This is a genomic window from Corynebacterium tuingiense, assembly GCF_046718165.1.
Taxonomy (GTDB): Bacteria; Actinomycetota; Actinomycetes; order Mycobacteriales; family Mycobacteriaceae; genus Corynebacterium.
This window is the reverse complement of the sequence record NZ_CP177101.1, coordinates 2,258,635-2,278,286: the sequence shown is the minus strand read 5'-3', so window position 1 is coordinate 2,278,286 and position 19,652 is coordinate 2,258,635. Positions and strand designations below refer to the sequence as shown.

The following is a 19,652-nucleotide window of genomic DNA, read 5'->3' as shown; positions in this document are numbered from 1 at the left end:
TCTTACCTCTTAAGCAGGGTCTTTTCTAGATTGAGGTATCCCGGGAAACGCGGGTATTCAGGTGGTACCTATCGGTGCGGTAGACCGAGGAACACCATTCCACGGGCTTATCCCCCGAACGCGAGCAGCGCACGATGTGCAGCAATGGGGAACCCACGGGGACATCGAGAAGCGGCGCAATCTCCTCATTGGCGGCAATGGCGGATACGGTCTGGTCCGCGTCCGTGATGGGGACACCAAACGTCTTATCCAAAATCGAGTACACCGAGTTATAGGTGTCATTTTCCAGCAGGCTCGGCGCAAAGGTGGAGTTGTACCAGCCGTCATCGATGGAATAAGGCTCGCCATCGCCCAAGCGCAGCCGGCGCAAATGAATCTGTTCCTCTGTGGCAGGGGTGCCAAAGAAGTTGGTGGCCGCCTCCGGTGCGCTGGCGCGGCCGCTGTTGAGGATCTTGGAGGAAGCCACCACGTTCTGGGCGCTCATTTCATCAGAAAAAGAAGCCAGATGCAGGCGCGATACCAAGGGGTTGGGGGCAACGAAGGTTCCCTTACCGCGCACGCGGCGCAATTTGCCGGCGGCAACGAGATCCCCAATGGCGCGGCGCACCGTAATGCGGGAGACACCGTAGGTCTCCTCCAGGAGTCTCTCACCGGGGAGGATATCACCGGGTTTGAGGGTGGTATTACATAATTCCTCCAGAATATCGTGCAACTGGGCGTGCTTGGGGGTGGGGCCATCGCTGATTTCGCGGGCCGGCAATTCTAGAGAGGACATGGTTCCATAATAATTCGCTGGTTATTACCACGGCAAGGCAATGGCAGTGCGCTAGAATCAGTTCCGTGATTGATCTCAAGCTACTCCGTGAAAACCCAGACGTTGTCCGCGCCTCTCAGGTCACCCGTGGGGAAGACCCCTCGCTCGTGGATCAGCTCCTTGCCGCCGATGAGAAGCGTCGCTCTGCCATCCAGAAGGCAGACGAGGTGCGTTCTCAGCAGAAATCCCTGGGCAAGAAGATTGGTCAGGCCTCCCCGGAAGAGCGATCGGCGTTGCTGGAAGGCGCAGATGAGCTGAAAGCCAAGGTAAAAGAGGCGGAAGAGGCTCGGTCCGCTGCTGAGGCCACGGTGGAAGAGCTGCAGTACAAGATCGATAACGTCGTCGAAGGCGCGCCCGCCGGTGGCGAAGATGACTTTGTTCTCGTTGAAGAAGTAGGCGAGATTCCGCAGTTCGATTTCGAGCCTAAGGACCACCTTGAGCTTGGCGAGTCCCTGGGGCTCATTGACGTCAAGCGCGGTGCGAAGGTTGGCGGTGCCCGCTTCTACTACCTCACCGGTGATGGCGCATTCCTACAGCTGGGAATGCTGATGCTGGCGGCGCAAAAGGCACGGGAAGCTGGCTTCCAACTGATGATCCCGCCGGTCCTCGTGCGCCCAGAGATCATGGCCGGCACGGGCTTTTTGGGCCAGCACTCCGATGAGATCTACTACCTTCCGGCCGATGATCGCTACCTCGTGGGCACCTCCGAGGTAGCCCTGGCTGGCTACCACAAGGATGAGATCATCGATTTGTCCAATGGCCCTCTGCAGTACGCCGGCTGGTCCTCCTGCTTCCGCCGGGAGGCCGGTTCCCACGGCAAGGACACGCGCGGCATCCTGCGCGTGCACCAATTCGACAAGCTAGAAATGTTTGTCTATTGCAAGCCGGAAGACGCCGAGGACATGCACCAAAAGCTCCTCAACATGGAAAAGGAAATGCTGGCTGCGATGGAATTGCCGTACCGCACCATCGATATCGCCGGCGGTGACTTGGGCTCTTCGGCTGCCCGCAAATTCGATAACGAGGCGTGGGTGCCAACCCAAGGCACCTACCGCGAGCTGACCTCTACTTCCAATTGCACCACCTTCCAGGCCCGCCGTCTATCCACCCGCTACCGTGATGAGAACGGGAAAACACAGGTAGCCGCCACCTTGAACGGCACCCTGGCCACCACCCGTTGGATCGTGGCGATTTTGGAAAACCACCAACAAGCCGATGGCTCCGTCGTTGTTCCAGAGGCCTTGCGCCCATTTGTGGGCAAGGATGTTCTCACGCCGCAGTAGCCTGCGAAGCAAAGCTAAAGGAGCACCATGAACGCTGCGACGAATTTCTTGTACCGCCAAATCACCCACATTGGGCGCGGCCTCACCTTGGCCCAAGGCCTACAGATGCGCCTGTCGGGGGAAGAAAATATTCCTGATGACGGCGGTGCCGTCCTCGTGTGCAATCACACTGGGTATATGGATTTTCTCTTCGGTGCGTTCATTGCCTATCGCAAAAAGCGTTTGGTGCGCTTTCTGGCCAAGGCCAGCATCTTTAGCGCCCCGGGCGTGGGTGCCCTGCTGCGCGCCATGGGGCACGTGCCGGTAGACCGCATCGATGGCAAAGAGTCCTTGCGCAAGGCGGTGGAGCTTGCCGAAGCCGGCGAGCTCGTCGGCGTCTTTTCTGAGGGCACGATTTCCCGCAGCTTTGAAATCCGCAGCATGAAAACCGGCGCATCCCGCATCGCTTTTGAAGCCGGCGTGCCGGTTGTCCCGCAGGTGATGTTCGGTTCGCAGCGCCTGTGGACGAAGGGCCACAAGAAGAACTTGGGACGCACCAAGACTCCGGTCTTTATTACGGCGCTCGAGCCGTATTACCCCACTGGGGATCCAGAAGCCGATACCGCAGAAATCCGCCGCCGTATGCAGGAGGCCCTGGAGGGACTCTGGGAGGATTACGAGGCGGAATTCGGCCCCATGCCCGCCGGCGAATATTGGGTTCCCGCGCGCAAGGGCGGTTCTGCCCCGACGCTTGAAGAAGCCGAAGCGCGCGATGCGGAGGTCGAAACGGAGCGGCACCGGGTGCGTCGTTTGCGCGATGACCTGGTAGGGCTCAAAGAGCGCGTTTCAGTTTCCACCGTGGAACTCGTGCGCAACCACATGGCCTCTGCTAAAGGTAAGGAAGGCCAGGAAGCACACGAAGGCGACGAGTCCCAGGAAAAGAAGCACATCGCGGCCGATACCTTGGATTGGGTCAAAACCAATCTCAATGCCGTGGTGGAGGAGGCGACCCGTGGCTTGGATGAAGGCAAGGATAAGGTCGCCGATGTCATGGCGCAATTGAAGTCCGACGTAGCGCAGGCCCAGGCCTCTATTGCCGCAAGCAGCAAGGAGATCTGGGAAGGATCCGTGGTAGAGCAAGGACTGCTCGCCGCAGCGACCCAATCGCGGCTGATCGTTTCCCGCCTGCCGCACCGGCTCAAGGCCCAGTTTTCTGATATCCCGCGCGTAGTGGTGGCGCACCAAAGCGCACTGAACTGGGAGGACGATGCCCTGACCCCGCGGTTGAAGGCGGCGCTAGAAGGCATCTACCCCGCGGCGGAGGTACTTATCGTGGTGTCGTGCGATGCGGATCTCGATGTCCCGCAGGCGGTGTGGCATATCGAGCTTGATGAGCAGGCCGAAAAGCTGCTCGTGGACAAGGAAGCGATGAAGGTTACCTCGGCCACGGCCGCCGCCGGCGTGGACTGCATCCTAGATGATTTGGACGCCAAGCCGAGCGAGACATTGGTCTTTGGTAATGAGCCAGGGGATGAAGAATTCTTGAATCACATCCCGGTCGTTGCTCTAGAGACCGCACCCATCGAGGTGGTCAAGGAGGCGCAGGCTGTGACGTATTCCGCCGAGCGCGCAGGGATGTCCGAGGTTTTGGAAGCGATGGCCCGGCTACAAAAAGATTAGCCAGGCGCAAACGTTGGCGTTGCCACCCCCGTGAGGGGGTGGTTTTCTTTTTGGAGGGCTAAGCAAAGGGTGGAAATTGACTGCTTACGGGGCCGGAAGTTACGTGTGAGAAACCTCTAGTGAATGTTTACCCGGTGACCTCTAGCATAGGAGGTAGGAGATATTGACTCTACTTTTTAGAGTGCAATAGTCGCCATCATGAATCATCCAAAACTTGCTTTTAGCTGTGCTTACGCCATCTCATTCATTGTTTGTCGGAGCAAGCACACATGAGCACCAAGGAAGGAGATGCGGTCTCTAATGACCCAGCAAAGCAATCAATCCTTTAACCCCGAATATTTTGAAAATGTGTGGAATGGCTACGCGGATGAGGACTACGACGTCGTCATCATCGGTGGTGGCTCCGTAGGTGCCGGCGCGGCACTGGATGCAGCAACCCGCGGTTTGAAGACCGCAGTGCTGGAGTCCCGCGACTTCGCCGCAGGTACCTCTTCCCGCTCTTCCAAGATGTTCCATGGTGGCCTGCGCTACCTTGCAATGTTTGACTTCCGCCTCGTGGCAGAGTCCCTGAAGGAGCGCGAGCTCAACATGTCCACGTTGGCCCCCCACCTAGTCAAGCCGCTGAAGTTCATCTTCCCGCTCACCCACCACGTATGGGAGCGCGTCATGATGTTCGGCGGCTTTACCCTTTATGACCTCATGGGTGGCGCAAAGAGCGTGCCAATGCAAAAGCACCTCACCCGCAAGGGCGCCCTCAAGGTCACCCCGGGCCTGAAGGAAGACGCCATCGTTGGCGGTGTGCGTTACTACGACACCTTGGTGGACGATGCCCGCCACACCATGACCGTGCTGCGCAGCGCCGCTGAGTACGGCGCCGATGTGCGCACCAATACCGAGGTCATCGGCTTTGATAAGGACCGCGGTGGCCGCGTCGTTGGCGCTAAGGTCCGCGATACCGCCACCGGCCGCGAGGCCACCGTGCGCGGTAAGGTCTTCATCAACGCCACCGGTGTCTGGAACGACAAGATCCAGGAGCTGGCCGGCGTGGAAGGCAAGTTCACTGTTCACGCTTCCAAGGGTGTGCACATCGTCGTGCCAAAGGATGCCCTGGATGCAGAAGCAGCCCTGTGCTTCGTGACCGAAAAGTCCGTCCTCTTCGTCATTCCTTGGGGCGATTACTGGATCATCGGTACCACCGATACCGACTGGGAAAAGGGCCTATCCTTGCCGGATCCCGCCCCCACCAAGGCGGATATTGACTACATCCTGGATCAGGTCAACCAGCGCGTGCGCCGCCAGATCACCCGCGATGACATCGTCGGTGTCTACTCCGGCCTGCGCCCGCTGCTGTCCGGTAAGTCCGATTCCACCACCAACCTGTCCCGCAACCACGCCGTGGCTCGCGTGGCCCCGGGTATGGTGTCCGTTGCCGGTGGCAAGTACACCACCTACCGCGTCATCGGTAAGGATGCAGTTGACCTGGCCGTGGAAGAACTCGGCGGCAAGGTGCCGGAGTCCATTACCGAGCACACCCCGATCCTGGGTGCTGCCGGCTACCACGCACTGGCTAACCAGATTCCTACCCTGGCCCGCCGCTACAACTTGAGCGAGGATTTCATCGAGCACCTGCTTGGCCGCTACGGATCGCTTTTGGGCGAGGTTCTGGCTCCTGCGCAGGATGATGAGTCCTTGCTCGAGCCCGTTCCTGGCGCAGAGTCCTACCTCTGGGCTGAAGTGCGCTACGCCGTCACCCACGAGGGTGCGCTGCACTTGGACGATATCTTGACCCGTCGCCTCCGCGTTGCCATCGAGTTCGGTGACCGTGGCGTCAACGCAGCTCCTGCTGTTGCGGACTTCGTTGCTCCGCTGCTGGATTGGAGCGAGGATGACAAGCAGCTCGAGGTGGATACCTTCACCAAGCACACCGAGGCCGAGCTGGCTGCCGAGGCAGCAGTAACCGACCGCGAAGCTAACGACATTCTGGTCCGCGCTGGCTCCGCTCGTCCGACCGAGACTCAAGGATAAGGGGAGGCGCTAATGGCTGGATCTGACGCATTTTTGTGGGAGTTTATCGGCACCACGTTGCTGATGCTTCTTGGTAACGGCGTGTGTGCGCTGGTAAACCTCCGCACTTCGGGTGCCCGTGGCTCCGACTGGATTGTCATCGCCTTGGGTTGGGGCATGGGCGTCTTCGTCGGCGCCAGCGTCGCTGACCCAACCGGCGGTCACTTGAACCCTGCGGTAACGCTCATGCTCGCACTCAATGGTTCGCTCGAATGGAACTTGGTTCCGTTCTACGTGCTGGGCCAAATCCTGGGCGCTATGTTCGGTGCCTTTCTGGCTTGGGCCGCATTCAAGCAGCTCTTCGACGCGAATAACTACGACGAAGAGGGCAATGTCACCGGTGCCAATTCTGAAACAGCGGGTATCTTCTTCACCGCCCCCGCTCACCCACACAATGGCTGGAATACGGTAACCGAGTTCATCGCCACCTCCGTATTGTTGATGTTCATCGCCTTCGGCCCTGCCGGCGGCGAGCTGGGACCACTGAGCTACTTCGGTGTGGCGTTCGTTGTTGTCGCCGTTGGTCTGTCCCTGGGTACGCCTACGGGATACGCCATCAACCCGGTCCGTGACTTGGGTCCACGCTTGATGTACGCCTTCGTCCTGCCCATTAAGGACAAGGGCAGCGCTAATTGGGGCTATGCTTGGGTGCCGATTGTTGGCCCGCTGCTTTCAGCCGTCGCCGTTGGTCTACTGTCCATTGCGCTTTAATCCAACCCTAAACAGGAGAAATTAGACACATGAGTGATAAGAAATACGTCGCAGCTATTGACCAGGGAACCACCTCAACCCGCTGCATCATCTTCGACCACGATGGCGATCAGGTATCCGTGGGCCAGCTCGAGCACGAGCAGATCTTCCCAGAAAAGGGTTGGGTAGAACACGACCCGCAGGAGATCTGGAGCAACACCCGCCGTGCTGTGGGGGAGGCTTTGGCCAATGGCGATATAACAGTAGAAGATATCGACTCCGTCGGTATCACCAACCAGCGCGAAACCACCGTTGTGTGGGATAAGGACACTGGCGAGCCCGTTTACAACGCCATCGTCTGGCAGGACACCCGCACCTCCGCTATCTGTAAGGAACTGGCTGGTGAAGAGGGTCCGGATAAGTGGCGCCGCCGCACCGGCCTGCTGATCAATTCCTACCCCGCCGGCCCGAAGGTTAAGTGGATCCTCGACAATGTCGATGGCGTCCGCGAGCGCGCTGAAAAGGGCGAATTGCTCTTCGGCACCATTGACTCCTGGCTGCTGTGGAACCTGACCGGCGGTGCCGAGGGAGACGGCGATATGGAAGCGCTGCACGCAACGGACGTGACGAACGCTTCGCGTACGCTCCTCATGGACATCGAAAAGCTGGAGTGGGACGAAGAACTGTGCAAGGAAATGGGCATCCCGATGTCCATGCTGCCGGAGATTCGCCCGTCCCTGGGTGATTTCCGTACCGTTCGGGAGCGCGGTTCCCTCGCCGGCGTACCTATTCGCGCCATCCTGGGGGACCAACAGTCCGCTATGTTCGGTCAAGGCTGCTTCCGTGCTGGTTCCGCGAAGAACACCTACGGCACTGGCCTCTTCCTGCTGCTGAACACCGGTACCACCCCGAAGTTCTCCGATAACGGTCTGCTGACCACCGTCTGCTTCCAGCGCGAGGGCGAGCGCCCCGTATACGCACTGGAAGGCTCCGTATCCATGGGTGGCTCCTTGGTGCAGTGGCTGCGCGATAACCTGCAGCTCATTCCTAATTCCTCTGCCATTGAGAACCTGGCTCGGGAGACCAAGGACAATGGTGGCGTTTACATTGTTCCGGCGTTCTCCGGCCTCTTCGCCCCGCACTGGCGTCCCGATGCCCGCGGCGTCATCGTGGGCCTGACCCGCTTTGCCAACCGTGGACACCTGGCCCGCGCCGTCCTCGAGGCAACCGCTTACCAGACCCGCGATGTGGCAGATGCCATGGTGGCGGACTCCGGTGTGGAAATCACCGAGCTGCGCGTGGATGGTGGCATGACCACCAACGAGCTGCTCATGCAATTCCAGGCTGACATCTTGGGCGTTGAGGTACACCGCCCGAAGAACATTGAGACCACCGCAACCGGCGCCGCTGTTGCTGCCGGTTTGGACAATGGCTTCTGGGAAGACCTCAGCATCCTGGATACCCAGCGCGGTGACCTCACCGTATTCAAGCCCAAGATGGAGCAAGAAGAGGTGGATTACCTCTACGGTGAATGGAAGCGCGCTATCAAGCGTTCCTTGAACTGGGAAGACTCCGATGAGGATGAGTTGGACTTCTAAGTCCTGAAGTAAACTCGCGGGTATGGATACTTTCCCTACCCGGGCCCCTCGGCTCATCGCGAGTGATATTGACGGCACCCTGCTGGACCGCAATCATCGCGTCCCGCGTCGCAACCGCGACGCAGTGGCGCGGGCGGTGCAGCAGGGTGCTTATTTTGCTTTGTCCACCGGCAGGCCCTTTCGCTGGATAGAGCCGGTGCTGGAGCAGCTCACGGTGCGCCCGGTATGCGTGACCTCAAATGGGGCGGTGCTCTATGATTCCGCGGAAGACCGCGTGCTATCCGCGCGGGAACTTTATCCAGACGCGCTAGAAGAGGTGGTGACAGTTGCGCAGCGCGTCCTCGGCGCGGTTGGCTTTGGCGCAGAGCGGGCGGGCGGTTCGCTTGCCGATGCCCCCGATCAGCTCTTCGTGGTCGACCCTCACTACTCCGAAAATGCCCTCTTTGAGGGCTTTGGCGTGGTCAGCGTGGGCGAGTTGGCGGCACAGCCAGTGGTTAAGCTGCTTATCCGCAATACGAATTATTCCGCACCGGAACTCTACGACTTGATTGCTCCCCATATTGATCCGGAGCTGGCGCATATTACCTATTCCATGCAGGAGGGTGTATTAGAGGTCGCGGCCCCCAACGTCACCAAGCGCCGCGGCGTGGAGTGGTTGGCCAATCAGCATGGGATAGCGCAGGAAGAGACCATTGCTTTTGGGGATATGCCCAACGATATTGAGATGCTCACCTGGGCCGGTTGCGGGGTGGCAATGGAAAACGCCCTCCCGGCGGTGAAGGCGGCCGCTGATGCGGTCACCGTGGCCAACCACCAAGCGGGCGTGGCGAAGGTTTTGGAGCGCTGGTTCTAACTCCCGCTCCACGGGGAGGCTAGTCGGTGTAAATGTCTACCTTTTCGGTATCCATGTTGTAGACAATCTCGCCGCCCTGGAACTGGACGCGGATCTCCTTGCCGTCTTTCATCTCGTTTGTGGTGGGCAGCCCTAGCTTGGAAGCGTTATCGCCTTCCGCCCACTTCTTGGCAATCTCTCCGGTCAAGGCCTTTGCACCAGAGTCCTCAGAAGAGAGGACCACACCGTTTTTGAAGAGCTGGTACATAATCTTGCCGGAATCGGTAGTGTCCGGTCCGCCAACGGCGAGACCCAAGACGGGTCCAAAGGCGTTCAGGACGGAGGTCCAGGATTCCTTGAGGCCTTCGTTATTAGAAAGCTGCACAACCTTGTTGACGATATTCGGAATATCGCCGGCGGTCAGGTCACCGGCCACCTTCTTATCAGCATCCGGCTGTGCTACCCGGTCATTGGCAACTAGGACGCCGAACACGGCGGCGGCGATGCCAGCCAAGGACTCGATTGTCGATACTGGGACATCGACACCAGCGATGGAAGAGGTAGTATCTCCCGAGGTGGAATGATCGCCAGTACTCGATGGCGACTTCTTATCCCAGTTCATTGCTGTGGAGTTACCGCCAGCCTTAACAGCGTCATACTTCTTTTTGGTGTTCTTACGGATCTCTTCCCAGTGCTGAGTGGTGTAGCGACCCGGGCACTGGGTGTAGTGGAAATCATTGTGACCGCTGAAGGCAGGCACAGTTGCCTGCGCACCGGCTGGAAATTTGGAGCCGCCAAAGCCACCAGAGGTCAGGGTAGCGGTGCCCGTGGGATCGATGCCAGAGATCGCTGCCTTCCACCCGGCAATTTCAGCCACCGAGTTCAGCATCTTTTCTGATGGCTCCTCATTTTCGTAGTTGCCAATCATGGAGATTCCCCAGTTGTGGGAGTTGAAGCCACCAACATGGGCGCCCTGGACGGCCTTGTCGAGTCCGCCGTAGCGGCCTTCGTAGATGGTGCCGAACTTATCCACGAGCACGTTGTATCCAATATCGCACCAGCCTAGGTTCTGGGCGTGGTACTCGTAGGCAGCGCGAACCTGCGCGGCGGCCTGTGCCGGGGTGTAGTTATTGGAGCCCGCGGTGTGGTGCAGCGTCATCGCCTTGATGCCGTCATCGTAGGTGGGCTGTTGGCAGCGCTTGGATTCATCGGCGCCCCACCCAGAGCGGGACACTACCTTTGGCATGCCATCGGTGGCGGCAGTAGGCTCGATGACTTGGCCTTCTTGGGCATTGCCGTCCATAAAGACGGCATCCAGGTCCGACACGGTGGCGCGGTCGGTATTGTTCTCATCAGCTACAGGGGCGATATCGCCGACGTTAGAAGGCTGGGAGGCGGCGCGGTTGGCATCCGCAGCGCCTGCTGCTTTATCGGGCAACTCAGCATCGTCATCCAGGTTGGAACCGGTTACGAGGTCCACATTGGCCATGGATACCTGCACATCGTTGGTATCGCCCACGTAAATAAGCTCGGTACCGTTCTTGCCGTCGCCGTAGTTCATGGCATCCATATCGAACCACTCGCTCCAGGAGCCGTCCTCCTGCTTGGAGCGGACGAAGGAGTGTACGTCGCGCTTGCCTTCCCAGGTCACGGCGAACATGTTAAACGGCTCGTCGCGGTGGAAGTGCTTGACGGCACGCGGGCCCTCGCCATCGCCTTGCGCTGCCACGGCGGGATCATCAACGACGACGGAGTCGGCGTTGCTAAAGCTTTCAGAGGCGTTTTTTACCTCGATAGGTCCGCCAGAACCGGAGTCCTGGGTTTTAAGGACCTGCTGGCCGCCGAATGCGGCCGCCATGACGAGGGCGATGGAGGAAACCGTCGCGATGACGGGTGTGGACCACGGTGACCTCGTGGGGACTAGTCGACGTCGTTGCTTCACTCTATTCTCCCTGGGTTGAGTTAGGTGCCGATGTAGCTGTAAAAACGGTTGCCAAAAGTTAACGGTTGATAGTGATGCTACGAGTGTGACAACTGTGAATCTTGTTGCGACACGCCGATGACCCGTGTTCCTCGCTGGAGTGCAATAAAGTGGGAGCCATGACTTCTTATGACCTCATCGTTGTTGGTTCCGGATTCTTTGGCCTGACCGTTGCGGAAAGGGCCGCTAGCCAGCTGGGAAAGAAGGTGCTCATCGTCGAGCGCCGCGAGCACCTGGGCGGCAATGCCTATTCCGAGGCGGAACCCACCACCGGAATTGAAGTGCACAAATACGGCGCGCACCTCTTCCACACCTCCAATAAGCGCGTGTGGGAGTACTGCAACCAGTTCACCGATTTCACCGACTACCAGCACCGCGTCTTTGCCATGCACGATGGCACGGCCTACCAATTCCCCATGGGGCTGGGGCTTATCAACCAATTCTTCGGCCGGTACTACTCGCCCGATGAAGCCCGCGAACTGATCAAAGACCAGGCCGGCGAATTCTCTGCGGATGAGGCCAAAAACCTGGAGGAAAAGGCCATCGCGCTTATCGGACGCCCGCTCTATGAGGCGTTCATCCGCGACTACACCGCCAAGCAGTGGCAGACCGACCCCAAGGAACTGCCGGCCAGCAATATCACCCGCCTGCCGGTGCGCTATACCTTCAATAACCGCTACTTCAACGACACCTACGAAGGCCTGCCCGTCGATGGCTATGCGGCGTGGCTAGAAAACATGGCGGATCATGAAAACATCGAGGTCCGCCTGGATACCGATTGGTTCGACGTTCGCGAGGATCTGCGCTCCGAGTCCCCGGACGCCCCCGTTATCTACACCGGCCCGCTGGACCGCTACTTTGACTTCGCCGAAGGCGAACTCGGCTGGCGCACCCTGGACTTCGACCTCGAGGTCCTCGATACCGGTGACTTCCAGGGCACCCCGGTGATGAACTACAACGATGCCGATGTGGACTTCACCCGCATCCACGAGTTCCGCCACTTCCACCCAGAGCGCAAGGACCGTTACCCCTCCGATAAGACGGTCATCATGAAGGAGTACTCGCGCTTTGCCGATAAGGGCGATGAGCCGTATTACCCCATCAATACCCCGGAGGATCGCTCCAAGCTGGAGGCGTACCGCAAACTAGCCGCCCAAGAAGCCAAGGAAAACAAGGTGTTATTCGGCGGCCGCTTGGGCACCTATCAGTACTTGGATATGCACATGGCCATCGGCGCCGCGCTGTCCCTATTCGATAACAAGCTCGTGCCCTTCTGGAACGAGGGCAAGGCCATCGAGCAAGAGCGCGGGCACTAAGAGCTGCTAATGTCTCCCTGGGCACGCTATACTTAGTCACCTCACAGGTTAGGAGGTGACGGCATGGCTCAACGCAAGAAATACACCAAGCCCGGGCACGCGGACCGCAGCATGTGGAAGATGTCTCCGGAGCGGCTCCAGGAACATCTGAAACTGCGCAGCCGCGCAACGCGCATTCCCGATAAGAAAAAGCAGCAAGCAAAGAAGGCCTGCCGGAACACCCGGCGGGCCTTTCCGCTATTCAACCCAGCTCTTGGATTCTAGGGGTCGTTGCAACGATGATGGTTACTTTGGTGTGATACTACCGGTTTGTGTCAGGGCGTTGGTCATGACTTCGGCTGGGGTGCGCCAGTTGAGTGCTTTGCGTGGTTTGTGGTTGTGTATGTTGGCGATCATCTCCAGGTCCTCGGCGCTGTAGATGGACAGGTCGCTGTTTTTGGGAAGGTTTCTCCTGAGCCTGCCGTTGGTGTTTTCGTTGCTGCCGCGTTCCCACGGTGATCCTGGATGGCAGAAGTAGATGGGAATGTCAGTTGCCATGGTAAAGGCTTTATGGCCTGCCATTTCGCTTCCTTGGTCCCAGGTAATTGATGACCAGAGTGCTTTATCGATTCCAGCGACAGCCTTGTGCAGGGCTGTGAATACTTCTTTGCTGGTGTGCCTGCCTGGCAGGTGGCCAAGGACAACAAATCGGCTGACGCGTTCTACTAACGTGATAACCGCGGATTGGTTATTTTTACCAAGGATGAGGTCGCCTTCCCAGTGGCCTGGCAAAATACGTTCAGTAACCTCTTCTGGCCGGTCGTCGATGAGGATCATGTCGTCAACGAAGCGTTGCTGGGCCGGTGTGGTGGTGCGTGTGTGGCGTTTCTTGCGTTTCTTTCTGCCGGTAGGCAAGTCCAGGCCGAGGTCTTTGAGTCTTCCTTTGGGCTGTAGATAAAAGGCGTCATAAATCGTTTCGTGACTAATGCGCATGTCCTTATCCGTGGGGTAGTCGATGGGCAGGCGATTGGAAATCTCCTCCGGTGACCATTGTGCCCGCAATTGTGCGCATACATAGTCCCATAACCTTTTGTTGGCCAGCAGTTTCGGTATTTTCGGCCGCAGTCTACGCGCACAAGCCTTTAACTGGGCTGGATACGGGCCTTGGGCGCTGTGGTTTCTGCGTACTTCACGCTGAATTGACGATGGGGTTGCCCGCAAATCGTGGACACGTAGTGGAGCTACCTAGCGGTTAGGCAGCGATTTTTTCTTCGTTTCTGGTTTGGGTGATGTGACTTTCGAAATCGACAGGGCTGACCATCCCAAGGGCGGAGTGCCGGCGCCGACGGTTGTAGACTACTTCAATCCAGTAAGCCACAGCCTGACGCGCAGTATCGCGGGTTGCCCAGCGTTTCCGGTCGTAGAACTCGGTCTTAAGCGTCGACCAGAACGACTCGGCCATCGCGTTATCGAAACACACCCCAGTGCGCCCTACCGACTGAGCAACCCCTAGGTTGCGGCACATGTCCCAGAGCTGCTCGCTGGTAAATTGCGTTCCCCGGTCAGCGTGAAACACCAGCCCCTCAGGAACATCACTACGCAGTGTATGTGCCATCCGCAGCGCTCGTTCGACCAGGTATGTATCTTGCACGCTATCCATAGCCCAGCCCAGTACCCTGCGGGAATGACCGTCGCGAACTGCGCATAAGTACAACCAGCCCTCGCCGGTGCGCAGGTAGGTAATGTCCGACATCCATACTCGATTGAGCTCACCGGTATCAAACATGCGCTTTACCAGGTCAGGAAGAGCAGATTTACGCTTAGATTGAATCGTTGTCACCGGCACAAAAGCACGCGGTGAAATCCCTTCAATGCCCATCAGACGCATCCGCTTGGCCACAGTCTTGCGATTCACACTGATCTGGTAGCGCTCACCTAGCTCTGCGGTGATCCGCGGAGCACCATAGACCTCATCGGAGTCTTTCCAAATCTGATGAATCTTGCGATTAACATCATCGTAAAATGATGCACGATCATCCTTACCAGTTAAGCGTTGCTGCTGTATATGGGTCCATTTGTAGTATCCAGACCGAGATACCTTCAAAAGGCGTGCCATGCGCTTGATGCTGTAGTTAGCCTTGCTCTGGCTGCATTAATTCGAACTTTTCTGTTCGCGTTGCCTCAAAGCGAAGAAGGCTGTCGCTTGTGACAAAAACTCGTTATCCATCTTGGCTTCTGCCAGCTCACGGCGAAGGCGAGCATTCTCAGCACGAAGATCAGCCTCGCTTAATCCATCGGAAGATCCTCGGCGTTGACGCTCATTTTTACCCATCGGCCTAAAAGGCCTGGTGCGACACCAATTTCTTTCGCTACATGAGCAATTGGGCGTTCTGACTCGATTACCAGGTTCGCGGCTTCACGCCGGTACTCCGGCGTGTATTTCTGGCGTTGTTGACTCACAATGAACATCCTCTCCTACGGACACACGATCCGCACAAATAGGGTGTCCACTAAACGAGGGTAACCTCAGAAGTCATCGGGGGCTAGAAGGCTGCACCAGGAGTGCCGCCTGCGCGTGTTTTAGCGCATGCACCACCGGAAGATTTCCTGGCGGCAGCTGATTGGACTTTCAAAGAGTTTCCTATCACGCAGTACTTCACGCTTTAAGGTGGCGTTAAAGGATTCTGCTAAGGCGTTATCAGCACTCGTTCCCACTGCTCCCATGGATTGACGCACACCAAACCGGGCGCAGTGGTCCCCAAACGCCTGTGAGGTGTACACACTGCCATGATCAGAATGGAAAATTGCCCCTTTAAGGCTTCCGCGGACCTTTCTGGCATGAGACAAAGCCTCGATAACCAGCGATACCCGCATGTGATCCGCGAGTGCATGACCGACAAGTTTGCGAGAGTAGACGTCGATGACCGTGGCAAGGTACATGTTCTTGCCACCCTTACACGGCAGGTAGGTGATGTCGCCTACATAGACGTGGTTTGGCCTGTCAGCGGTGAATTTACGGCCTACTAAGTCCGGCATGACGCGGTGGCCAGGCTTGCGCCTGGTAGTGACACATCGGCGGCGTTTGGTAAAGCCTTTGAAGTCCCATGGCTTTCATGATTCGTGCGACTTTCTTGTGATTTATCGGGCCAAAGCTCGTATCGGCTTTAAGGCTTGCAGCGATGCGTTTAGCGCCGTAGAGACCAAGCTCATCATCAAAGATGGTTGCGATCCTTGCACCAATAACAGCATCAGAATACATCTTTAACCTGCGATTTTTACGGGTTTGGACCCACTTATAAAACGAGGACCGATTCAGCTTTAACACATGGCACATCCGCTTGACCGAGAATTCGGTTCGGTGGTCATAGACACACTGGAAACAGAACTCCCGTGAGTCTGCTTTAAACAAAATATTTAGCAGCCTTACGCAGGATGTCACGTTCTTCGCGCAGCTTAGAGACCTCTTTTTCTAACTGGCGGATCCGTTCGGAATCATTCGCCGCTTGGGCTTTATCCTGCATGGCTTTTATACGCGCACGTTTGCCGGTGCCGTACTTCTTGACCCATGAATGCAGCGAGGCACGGTTGATGCCAAGCTCTGCTGATGCTGAGTTCAGTGAGAGGTCCTCATTGTTTTCGTAGAGGGCCACGGCATCGCGTTTGAACTGTTCGGAGTACCTGGACATGATGGTAGATTACCTTTCTTCCCAGCCCGACTGGGCCGGATATCAGGTGTCCACCAAAAAGGGGTCAGGTCCTAGTGCTCACTTAATATCGTTCTTTGAGCGCTGGACTTTTGATGTCATAGTCTTGCGTATCTTGCTTTTACGCCCCTGTACTTACCACCCAGTACAGGGGCGGCCACTGCCATTACTGCCCCTCATAGAGCAGACGTTATTCAATAGACTAGATGCACTAGTCATACATGAGTAGCGTTCGCTTTCTTTGGGTGATGCTTTCGTTCCCGCATTGCTTTTATTAGTTCTGGAATCGCCGTGAAAAGCAATATAACACCTATGATCGACAGTGCTAGCTTTGCGTCAGAAACGATAATTCCAAGAACCATAGCCAATATGGAGCATATTAATGCCGGAAGCTGTTTTCCTATTTTAGGATTCATTAATGGTGCTCCTCCTGCATCATTTTATCGAAGTCGCAACCAGCGAAAGCTGCTAGGCTGGCAGCACCACCAGCCTTAGTGAGCCCCTTAAGGATGGAAGCACCCTTTGCTGCGGGGACACCTGCCGAGAGCATGTTGGCATAGCACCGAGCCCAAGCTTTCCTTGCTTCCACGTTTGGTGGAGCCTGCTTATCAAGAATTTCTTGCGGTATGTTAGTGCAGCCGAATGAATTCATGCAGTTCATTCCATTGAACCCATTCGCACCGTCAGCATGGGCTGAAGGCACATATGCAGATGAGAAAAGCAGTGTAGCGGAAAGCGCTGCAATTATTGGAGTACGCTTTAGTGTGGACTTCTTTAGTGACAAAATTCAACCTTTCTACAGTTTTGGGCCAAGTGTGACTCACTGCGCACGATAACACAGCTCGCATTGAGACTCTAGAGATTTATTGCGTATATCTAACAAGATTAGAATCTTTTCTTTTCCACCCTAATGCTACAACCCCGGAGGATGGACGCAGGAAGATTATCTTCCCGTCAAAAGGTTTGAGATTACGTCAAGGGTGCACCCTAAGTGAACAGTTTAGGAATTACATCCACCGCGTTTAACCCACTGTTCGCTAGGGTGGGTTCATGACCAATGAAACAGAACCGTCACTACCTCTAGATATTTCCGAACAATCAGAGGTGATTACGGGCCAAAAAATCGGCTACGCGCGTGTTAGTTCCAAAGACCAGAATCTCGACCGACAGTTGGCGGCGTTGAAGAAGGAAAAAGTCTTCCGCATCTTCACCGACACGGTGAGTGGTTCGTCCACTAAGTGCCCCGGCTTAGATGGGGCGCTTAATTATGTGCGTGCCGGCGATCAACTCATTGTGGTGAGTATGGACAGGCTTGCCCGTTCCCTTATCGATCTCCACCGCCTGGTCGATGAACTCACCGAACGTGGAGTATCCGTCAAGTTTCTCAAAGAGGGGCAGGTATATTCGCAGGATTCGACGCCGGTGGCCAAGCTCATGCTCGGCCTACTCGGGTCGGTGGCGGAGTTTGAACGCGCGATTATTCGCGAGCGCCAAGCCGAAGGCATCGCCAAAGCCAAGGCGCGCGGTGTTTATAAGGGGCGTGCGAAAGTCCTCAACGAGGAACAAATAATGCAGGCGCGCGAGTGGGTGAGCGAGGGGATTCCGAAAGCAGAGGTTGCCCGCCGCCTCGGGATAGGGCGCACCACACTGTATAAATACCTCAACCAATAAGGCCGACGCGTCCCCAGTGCCTATTGCTATACCACTTGCTATTTGTACTGCTATGGGAATTATTACTCCCGGTAGAGCCCCATTATCGCTAGCTCTCGGGAACGGGGTTGTCGCTGATGGCGGGGAATGTGCACACGAGCCTGCGATCCTACAAGCGTGATGATTTTCTTACTTTTGGAAGGGTTTCTGTCCCTGCCCGCGTTCATCGCGATTTATGTCATGAGTCGTTCGATCACGTGGGGTGCCGTCGCAGGCCTGTTCATCGTGTTCATGCTGCTGGCCTGGGTCATTTTTACAGCCATTACACTTCAGTAGCTCTGACGTGCCTTTATAGGTCAGTGGGGTCGCGTGTATTGGTGGAGCGTGACGGTGGTCTTGTTGGGTATTCCCCATGTGGCGGCCTGGTCGAGGATTTAATGCCTAATCTTGGTGACTTCTCGCCTGAAAAGTTTGTTGAGCATGTTCCCTGTCATTAAGCGGTAGTGCAGATGGGAGGTAATGGTTTTGACTCGCTTACGAATTGGCCATGTATACCCAAACGACCGTGGGGACGTTAGTGGTTGGCGTATTTAGTGACCTGCAGGGCGTTTAGTTAATTGGAGGTTAACATCGATAAAGTTTTGGAAAACTTTTCCGTTATATACTTCACTCAACTAACCGATTGTGGATAGTGTAGGTCACATGGAGCGTTGATTGCACTCTGGTTCATTTGTTTGAAATTAAGGGAGGTTTTCATGTCAGGTTTGAGTAAAACTACTACAATCGCAAGTTCGGGTATTAAAAGAATGCTCGTCGGCACGGGGGCACTATCTCTTGTTTTCGCTGGGATGGTGACGATTGGCGAAACTCCTGAAGCTTCGGCGACTACTTGCGGCTACCACACTGAGCACATTAACCGAGAACACAATTGGGGGGATGTTACTATTCCTGTAGTGGATGTAACTGTTCCTTTTCCTGGTGGCAGGGTTGAAACAGCATTCTGGGGAAATTGCAGTGGTGGAAACGAAAAGATCAAGGTTAATGCAGCAAGTGGAGATTACGAGGTTTGTGTTAACCCAGGAGATTCCCAACTTGGCACGACTCGAGAAGGGAAGAAAATTTCCGGCGCTTCAAAGATTGGAGCGTGCTAAATAATGGGAAAAATTACTCGTAAAGCACTTTCGACAGCTATTGCTGGATGTACAGCACTAGGCTTGTTGACGGTCAGCCCTATCGCTTCAGCTTCAGTATGCGGTTTCGTGGGAAAAGCTACGGGGAGCCCTATCGCCGGCAAAGGCGACGATGGAAAATACGAAGAGGCCGTTTACACTAACTGCAAAAACCATCCAGTAAAGATTAAAGTTAAGTATTTTTACGCATCCGAGGATAGGTGTGTAGGGCCTGGCGAAACCCGGCTAACCGTAAACCCGAACTTAGGAGCTTTGGTTGGGGCAGACGAGATCGGTAGTTGTTAAGGGGTAGGAAATCTCCTTCCCTAAAGTATTCTTTTAGCGGAAAGAGGTTTTATTATGGATAAGCAATCTTCCTACCAGGCCCTGCATGGGGCGTCTCCGCAGCAGGCCGTGTCACGGTTTTTCTTGAGATATTTTGCTTTTAAAGGGTCAGCCTCTAGAAGTGAATACTGGTGGATTTTTTTCTTATTGACTATTGGTTCATTCTTCGTCAGCATGCTCGATAATCATTTAGGTGATTTTCATGGAGTATCGCTAGAAGAAGTGATAGCAGCAATCGTTTTTCTGCCTTTTCTTGCGTTGCTATCGAGACGGCTGCAAGATGCGGGATTCTCCGGAATTCTAGTTGTATTATTTTTTATCCCCATAGTGGGAACTATCCCTTTAATGATCATGACCCTTCTTCCCTCAAGTGATGACAAACGTCATCTCTTTTTCCAGAAGAAGGTGTCGCCTTCAAGCCAAAAGGAAGCACGATCGACTTAAAGGAAAGTCTGGCAATCGTAAGCACTCAGGTGTGTGGTTACGGAAGTCTTTAAGGATAAAGGAGAGACTGACCTGATTTTTGGTCAGTTCCTCCAACCTGTCGGGGGGTGTTCCTATCTAGTTA

General features: G+C 56.0%; 17 protein-coding genes and 2 pseudogenes. 13 read left to right on the top strand and 6 right to left on the bottom strand.

What is annotated here, in order from left to right; genetic code table 11:
• Positions 1–25: 25 nt before the first annotated feature.
• Positions 26–775, bottom strand: a complete 750-nt coding sequence (locus ACLI1T_RS10780; RefSeq protein WP_349863991.1) for a GntR family transcriptional regulator — start codon at positions 773–775, stop codon at positions 26–28.
• Between the two features lie 65 nt (positions 776–840).
• Between ACLI1T_RS10780 and serS the strand changes: the two genes are divergently transcribed.
• The 6 genes from serS to ACLI1T_RS10750 all read left to right on the top strand — a co-directional run bounded on the left by serS (position 841) and on the right by ACLI1T_RS10750 (position 8,961).
• A complete protein-coding gene (gene serS, locus ACLI1T_RS10775; protein WP_411702665.1) occupies positions 841–2,097 on the top strand; it encodes a serine--tRNA ligase in 1,257 nt (418 codons plus the stop codon).
• Positions 2,098–2,124: 27 nt separating this feature from the next.
• Positions 2,125–3,756: a lysophospholipid acyltransferase family protein gene (locus tag ACLI1T_RS10770; RefSeq protein WP_411702664.1), complete on the top strand. Its 1,632-nt coding sequence runs from the start codon at positions 2,125–2,127 to the stop codon at positions 3,754–3,756.
• Positions 3,757–4,056: 300 nt separating this feature from the next.
• Complete coding sequence (locus ACLI1T_RS10765; RefSeq protein WP_034659536.1) at positions 4,057–5,781, top strand: glycerol-3-phosphate dehydrogenase/oxidase; 1,725 nt, start codon at positions 4,057–4,059, stop codon at positions 5,779–5,781.
• A gap of 12 nt (positions 5,782–5,793) precedes the next feature.
• On the top strand, positions 5,794–6,531 hold the full coding sequence (locus ACLI1T_RS10760; protein WP_411702663.1) for an MIP/aquaporin family protein: 738 nt from the start codon (positions 5,794–5,796) through the stop codon (positions 6,529–6,531).
• A gap of 29 nt (positions 6,532–6,560) precedes the next feature.
• Positions 6,561–8,108, top strand: coding sequence for a glycerol kinase GlpK (glpK, locus tag ACLI1T_RS10755; RefSeq protein WP_023024332.1), 1,548 nt, complete (start codon positions 6,561–6,563; stop codon positions 8,106–8,108).
• Between the two features lie 22 nt (positions 8,109–8,130).
• Positions 8,131–8,961: an HAD family hydrolase gene (locus tag ACLI1T_RS10750; protein ID WP_411702662.1), complete on the top strand. Its 831-nt coding sequence runs from the start codon at positions 8,131–8,133 to the stop codon at positions 8,959–8,961.
• A gap of 19 nt (positions 8,962–8,980) precedes the next feature.
• On the opposite strand, the gene ACLI1T_RS10745 is transcribed toward ACLI1T_RS10750, so the two are convergent.
• Positions 8,981–10,882: an N-acetylmuramoyl-L-alanine amidase gene (locus ACLI1T_RS10745; RefSeq protein ID WP_411702661.1), complete on the bottom strand. Its 1,902-nt coding sequence runs from the start codon at positions 10,880–10,882 to the stop codon at positions 8,981–8,983.
• Positions 10,883–11,040: 158 nt separating this feature from the next.
• On the opposite strand from ACLI1T_RS10745, the gene glf reads away from it, so the two are divergent.
• Together glf and ACLI1T_RS10735 are read left to right on the top strand one after the other, a co-directional pair.
• Complete coding sequence (gene glf / locus ACLI1T_RS10740; RefSeq protein WP_349863977.1) at positions 11,041–12,237, top strand: UDP-galactopyranose mutase; 1,197 nt, start codon at positions 11,041–11,043, stop codon at positions 12,235–12,237.
• A gap of 63 nt (positions 12,238–12,300) precedes the next feature.
• Positions 12,301–12,501 carry a hypothetical protein gene (locus ACLI1T_RS10735; protein WP_349863974.1) on the top strand — a complete coding sequence of 67 codons (201 nt, stop codon included), beginning with the start codon at positions 12,301–12,303 and terminating at the stop codon, positions 12,499–12,501.
• Positions 12,502–12,522: 21 nt separating this feature from the next.
• On the opposite strand, the gene ACLI1T_RS10730 is transcribed toward ACLI1T_RS10735, so the two are convergent.
• The 4 genes and pseudogenes from ACLI1T_RS10730 to ACLI1T_RS10715 form a co-directional block, all read right to left on the bottom strand.
• Complete coding sequence (locus ACLI1T_RS10730; RefSeq protein WP_411702660.1) at positions 12,523–13,437, bottom strand: IS30 family transposase; 915 nt, start codon at positions 13,435–13,437, stop codon at positions 12,523–12,525.
• Between the two features lie 31 nt (positions 13,438–13,468).
• Positions 13,469–14,685 (bottom strand): annotated as a pseudogene (locus ACLI1T_RS10725) (IS3 family transposase).
• 114 nt (positions 14,686–14,799) lie between these two features.
• A pseudogene (locus ACLI1T_RS10720) lies at positions 14,800–15,902 on the bottom strand (IS3 family transposase); the annotation flags it as partial.
• A gap of 433 nt (positions 15,903–16,335) precedes the next feature.
• Positions 16,336–16,572 carry a hypothetical protein gene (locus ACLI1T_RS10715; RefSeq protein ID WP_411702659.1) on the bottom strand — a complete coding sequence of 79 codons (237 nt, stop codon included), beginning with the start codon at positions 16,570–16,572 and terminating at the stop codon, positions 16,336–16,338.
• 455 nt (positions 16,573–17,027) lie between these two features.
• Here ACLI1T_RS10715 and ACLI1T_RS10710 point away from each other — a divergent pair, with 455 nt between their 5' ends.
• The 5 genes from ACLI1T_RS10710 to ACLI1T_RS10690 all read left to right on the top strand — a co-directional run bounded on the left by ACLI1T_RS10710 (position 17,028) and on the right by ACLI1T_RS10690 (position 19,528).
• On the top strand, positions 17,028–17,591 hold the full coding sequence (locus ACLI1T_RS10710) for a recombinase family protein (protein ID WP_349864420.1): 564 nt from the start codon (positions 17,028–17,030) through the stop codon (positions 17,589–17,591).
• Positions 17,592–17,747: 156 nt separating this feature from the next.
• Positions 17,748–17,906, top strand: coding sequence for a hypothetical protein (locus ACLI1T_RS10705; protein ID WP_349864409.1), 159 nt, complete (start codon positions 17,748–17,750; stop codon positions 17,904–17,906).
• A 419-nt stretch (positions 17,907–18,325) separates the two neighbouring features.
• Positions 18,326–18,721: a DUF6355 family natural product biosynthesis protein gene (locus ACLI1T_RS10700; protein WP_349864412.1), complete on the top strand. Its 396-nt coding sequence runs from the start codon at positions 18,326–18,328 to the stop codon at positions 18,719–18,721.
• Positions 18,722–18,724: 3 nt separating this feature from the next.
• The gene (locus ACLI1T_RS10695; protein WP_349864414.1) at positions 18,725–19,045 is read left to right on the top strand and encodes a DUF6355 family natural product biosynthesis protein; all 321 of its coding nucleotides are present in this window, start codon (positions 18,725–18,727) and stop codon (positions 19,043–19,045) included.
• A gap of 54 nt (positions 19,046–19,099) precedes the next feature.
• Positions 19,100–19,528, top strand: coding sequence for a DUF805 domain-containing protein (locus ACLI1T_RS10690; protein ID WP_349864417.1), 429 nt, complete (start codon positions 19,100–19,102; stop codon positions 19,526–19,528).
• Positions 19,529–19,652: the final 124 nt, after the last annotated feature.

Coding starts and splice junctions, on each gene's coding strand:
- ACLI1T_RS10780 (WP_349863991.1), bottom strand. CDS start 775: ATGTCCTCTCTAGAATTGCCGGCCCGCGAAATCAGCGATGGCCCCACC.
- ACLI1T_RS10770 (WP_411702664.1), top strand. CDS start 2,125: ATGAACGCTGCGACGAATTTCTTGTACCGCCAAATCACCCACATTGGG.
- ACLI1T_RS10765 (WP_034659536.1), top strand. CDS start 4,057: ATGACCCAGCAAAGCAATCAATCCTTTAACCCCGAATATTTTGAAAAT.
- ACLI1T_RS10760 (WP_411702663.1), top strand. CDS start 5,794: ATGGCTGGATCTGACGCATTTTTGTGGGAGTTTATCGGCACCACGTTG.
- glpK (WP_023024332.1), top strand. CDS start 6,561: ATGAGTGATAAGAAATACGTCGCAGCTATTGACCAGGGAACCACCTCA.
- ACLI1T_RS10750 (WP_411702662.1), top strand. CDS start 8,131: ATGGATACTTTCCCTACCCGGGCCCCTCGGCTCATCGCGAGTGATATT.
- glf (WP_349863977.1), top strand. CDS start 11,041: ATGACTTCTTATGACCTCATCGTTGTTGGTTCCGGATTCTTTGGCCTG.
- ACLI1T_RS10735 (WP_349863974.1), top strand. CDS start 12,301: ATGGCTCAACGCAAGAAATACACCAAGCCCGGGCACGCGGACCGCAGC.
- ACLI1T_RS10715 (WP_411702659.1), bottom strand. CDS start 16,572: ATGAATTCATTCGGCTGCACTAACATACCGCAAGAAATTCTTGATAAG.
- ACLI1T_RS10700 (WP_349864412.1), top strand. CDS start 18,326: ATGTCAGGTTTGAGTAAAACTACTACAATCGCAAGTTCGGGTATTAAA.
- ACLI1T_RS10695 (WP_349864414.1), top strand. CDS start 18,725: ATGGGAAAAATTACTCGTAAAGCACTTTCGACAGCTATTGCTGGATGT.
- ACLI1T_RS10690 (WP_349864417.1), top strand. CDS start 19,100: ATGGATAAGCAATCTTCCTACCAGGCCCTGCATGGGGCGTCTCCGCAG.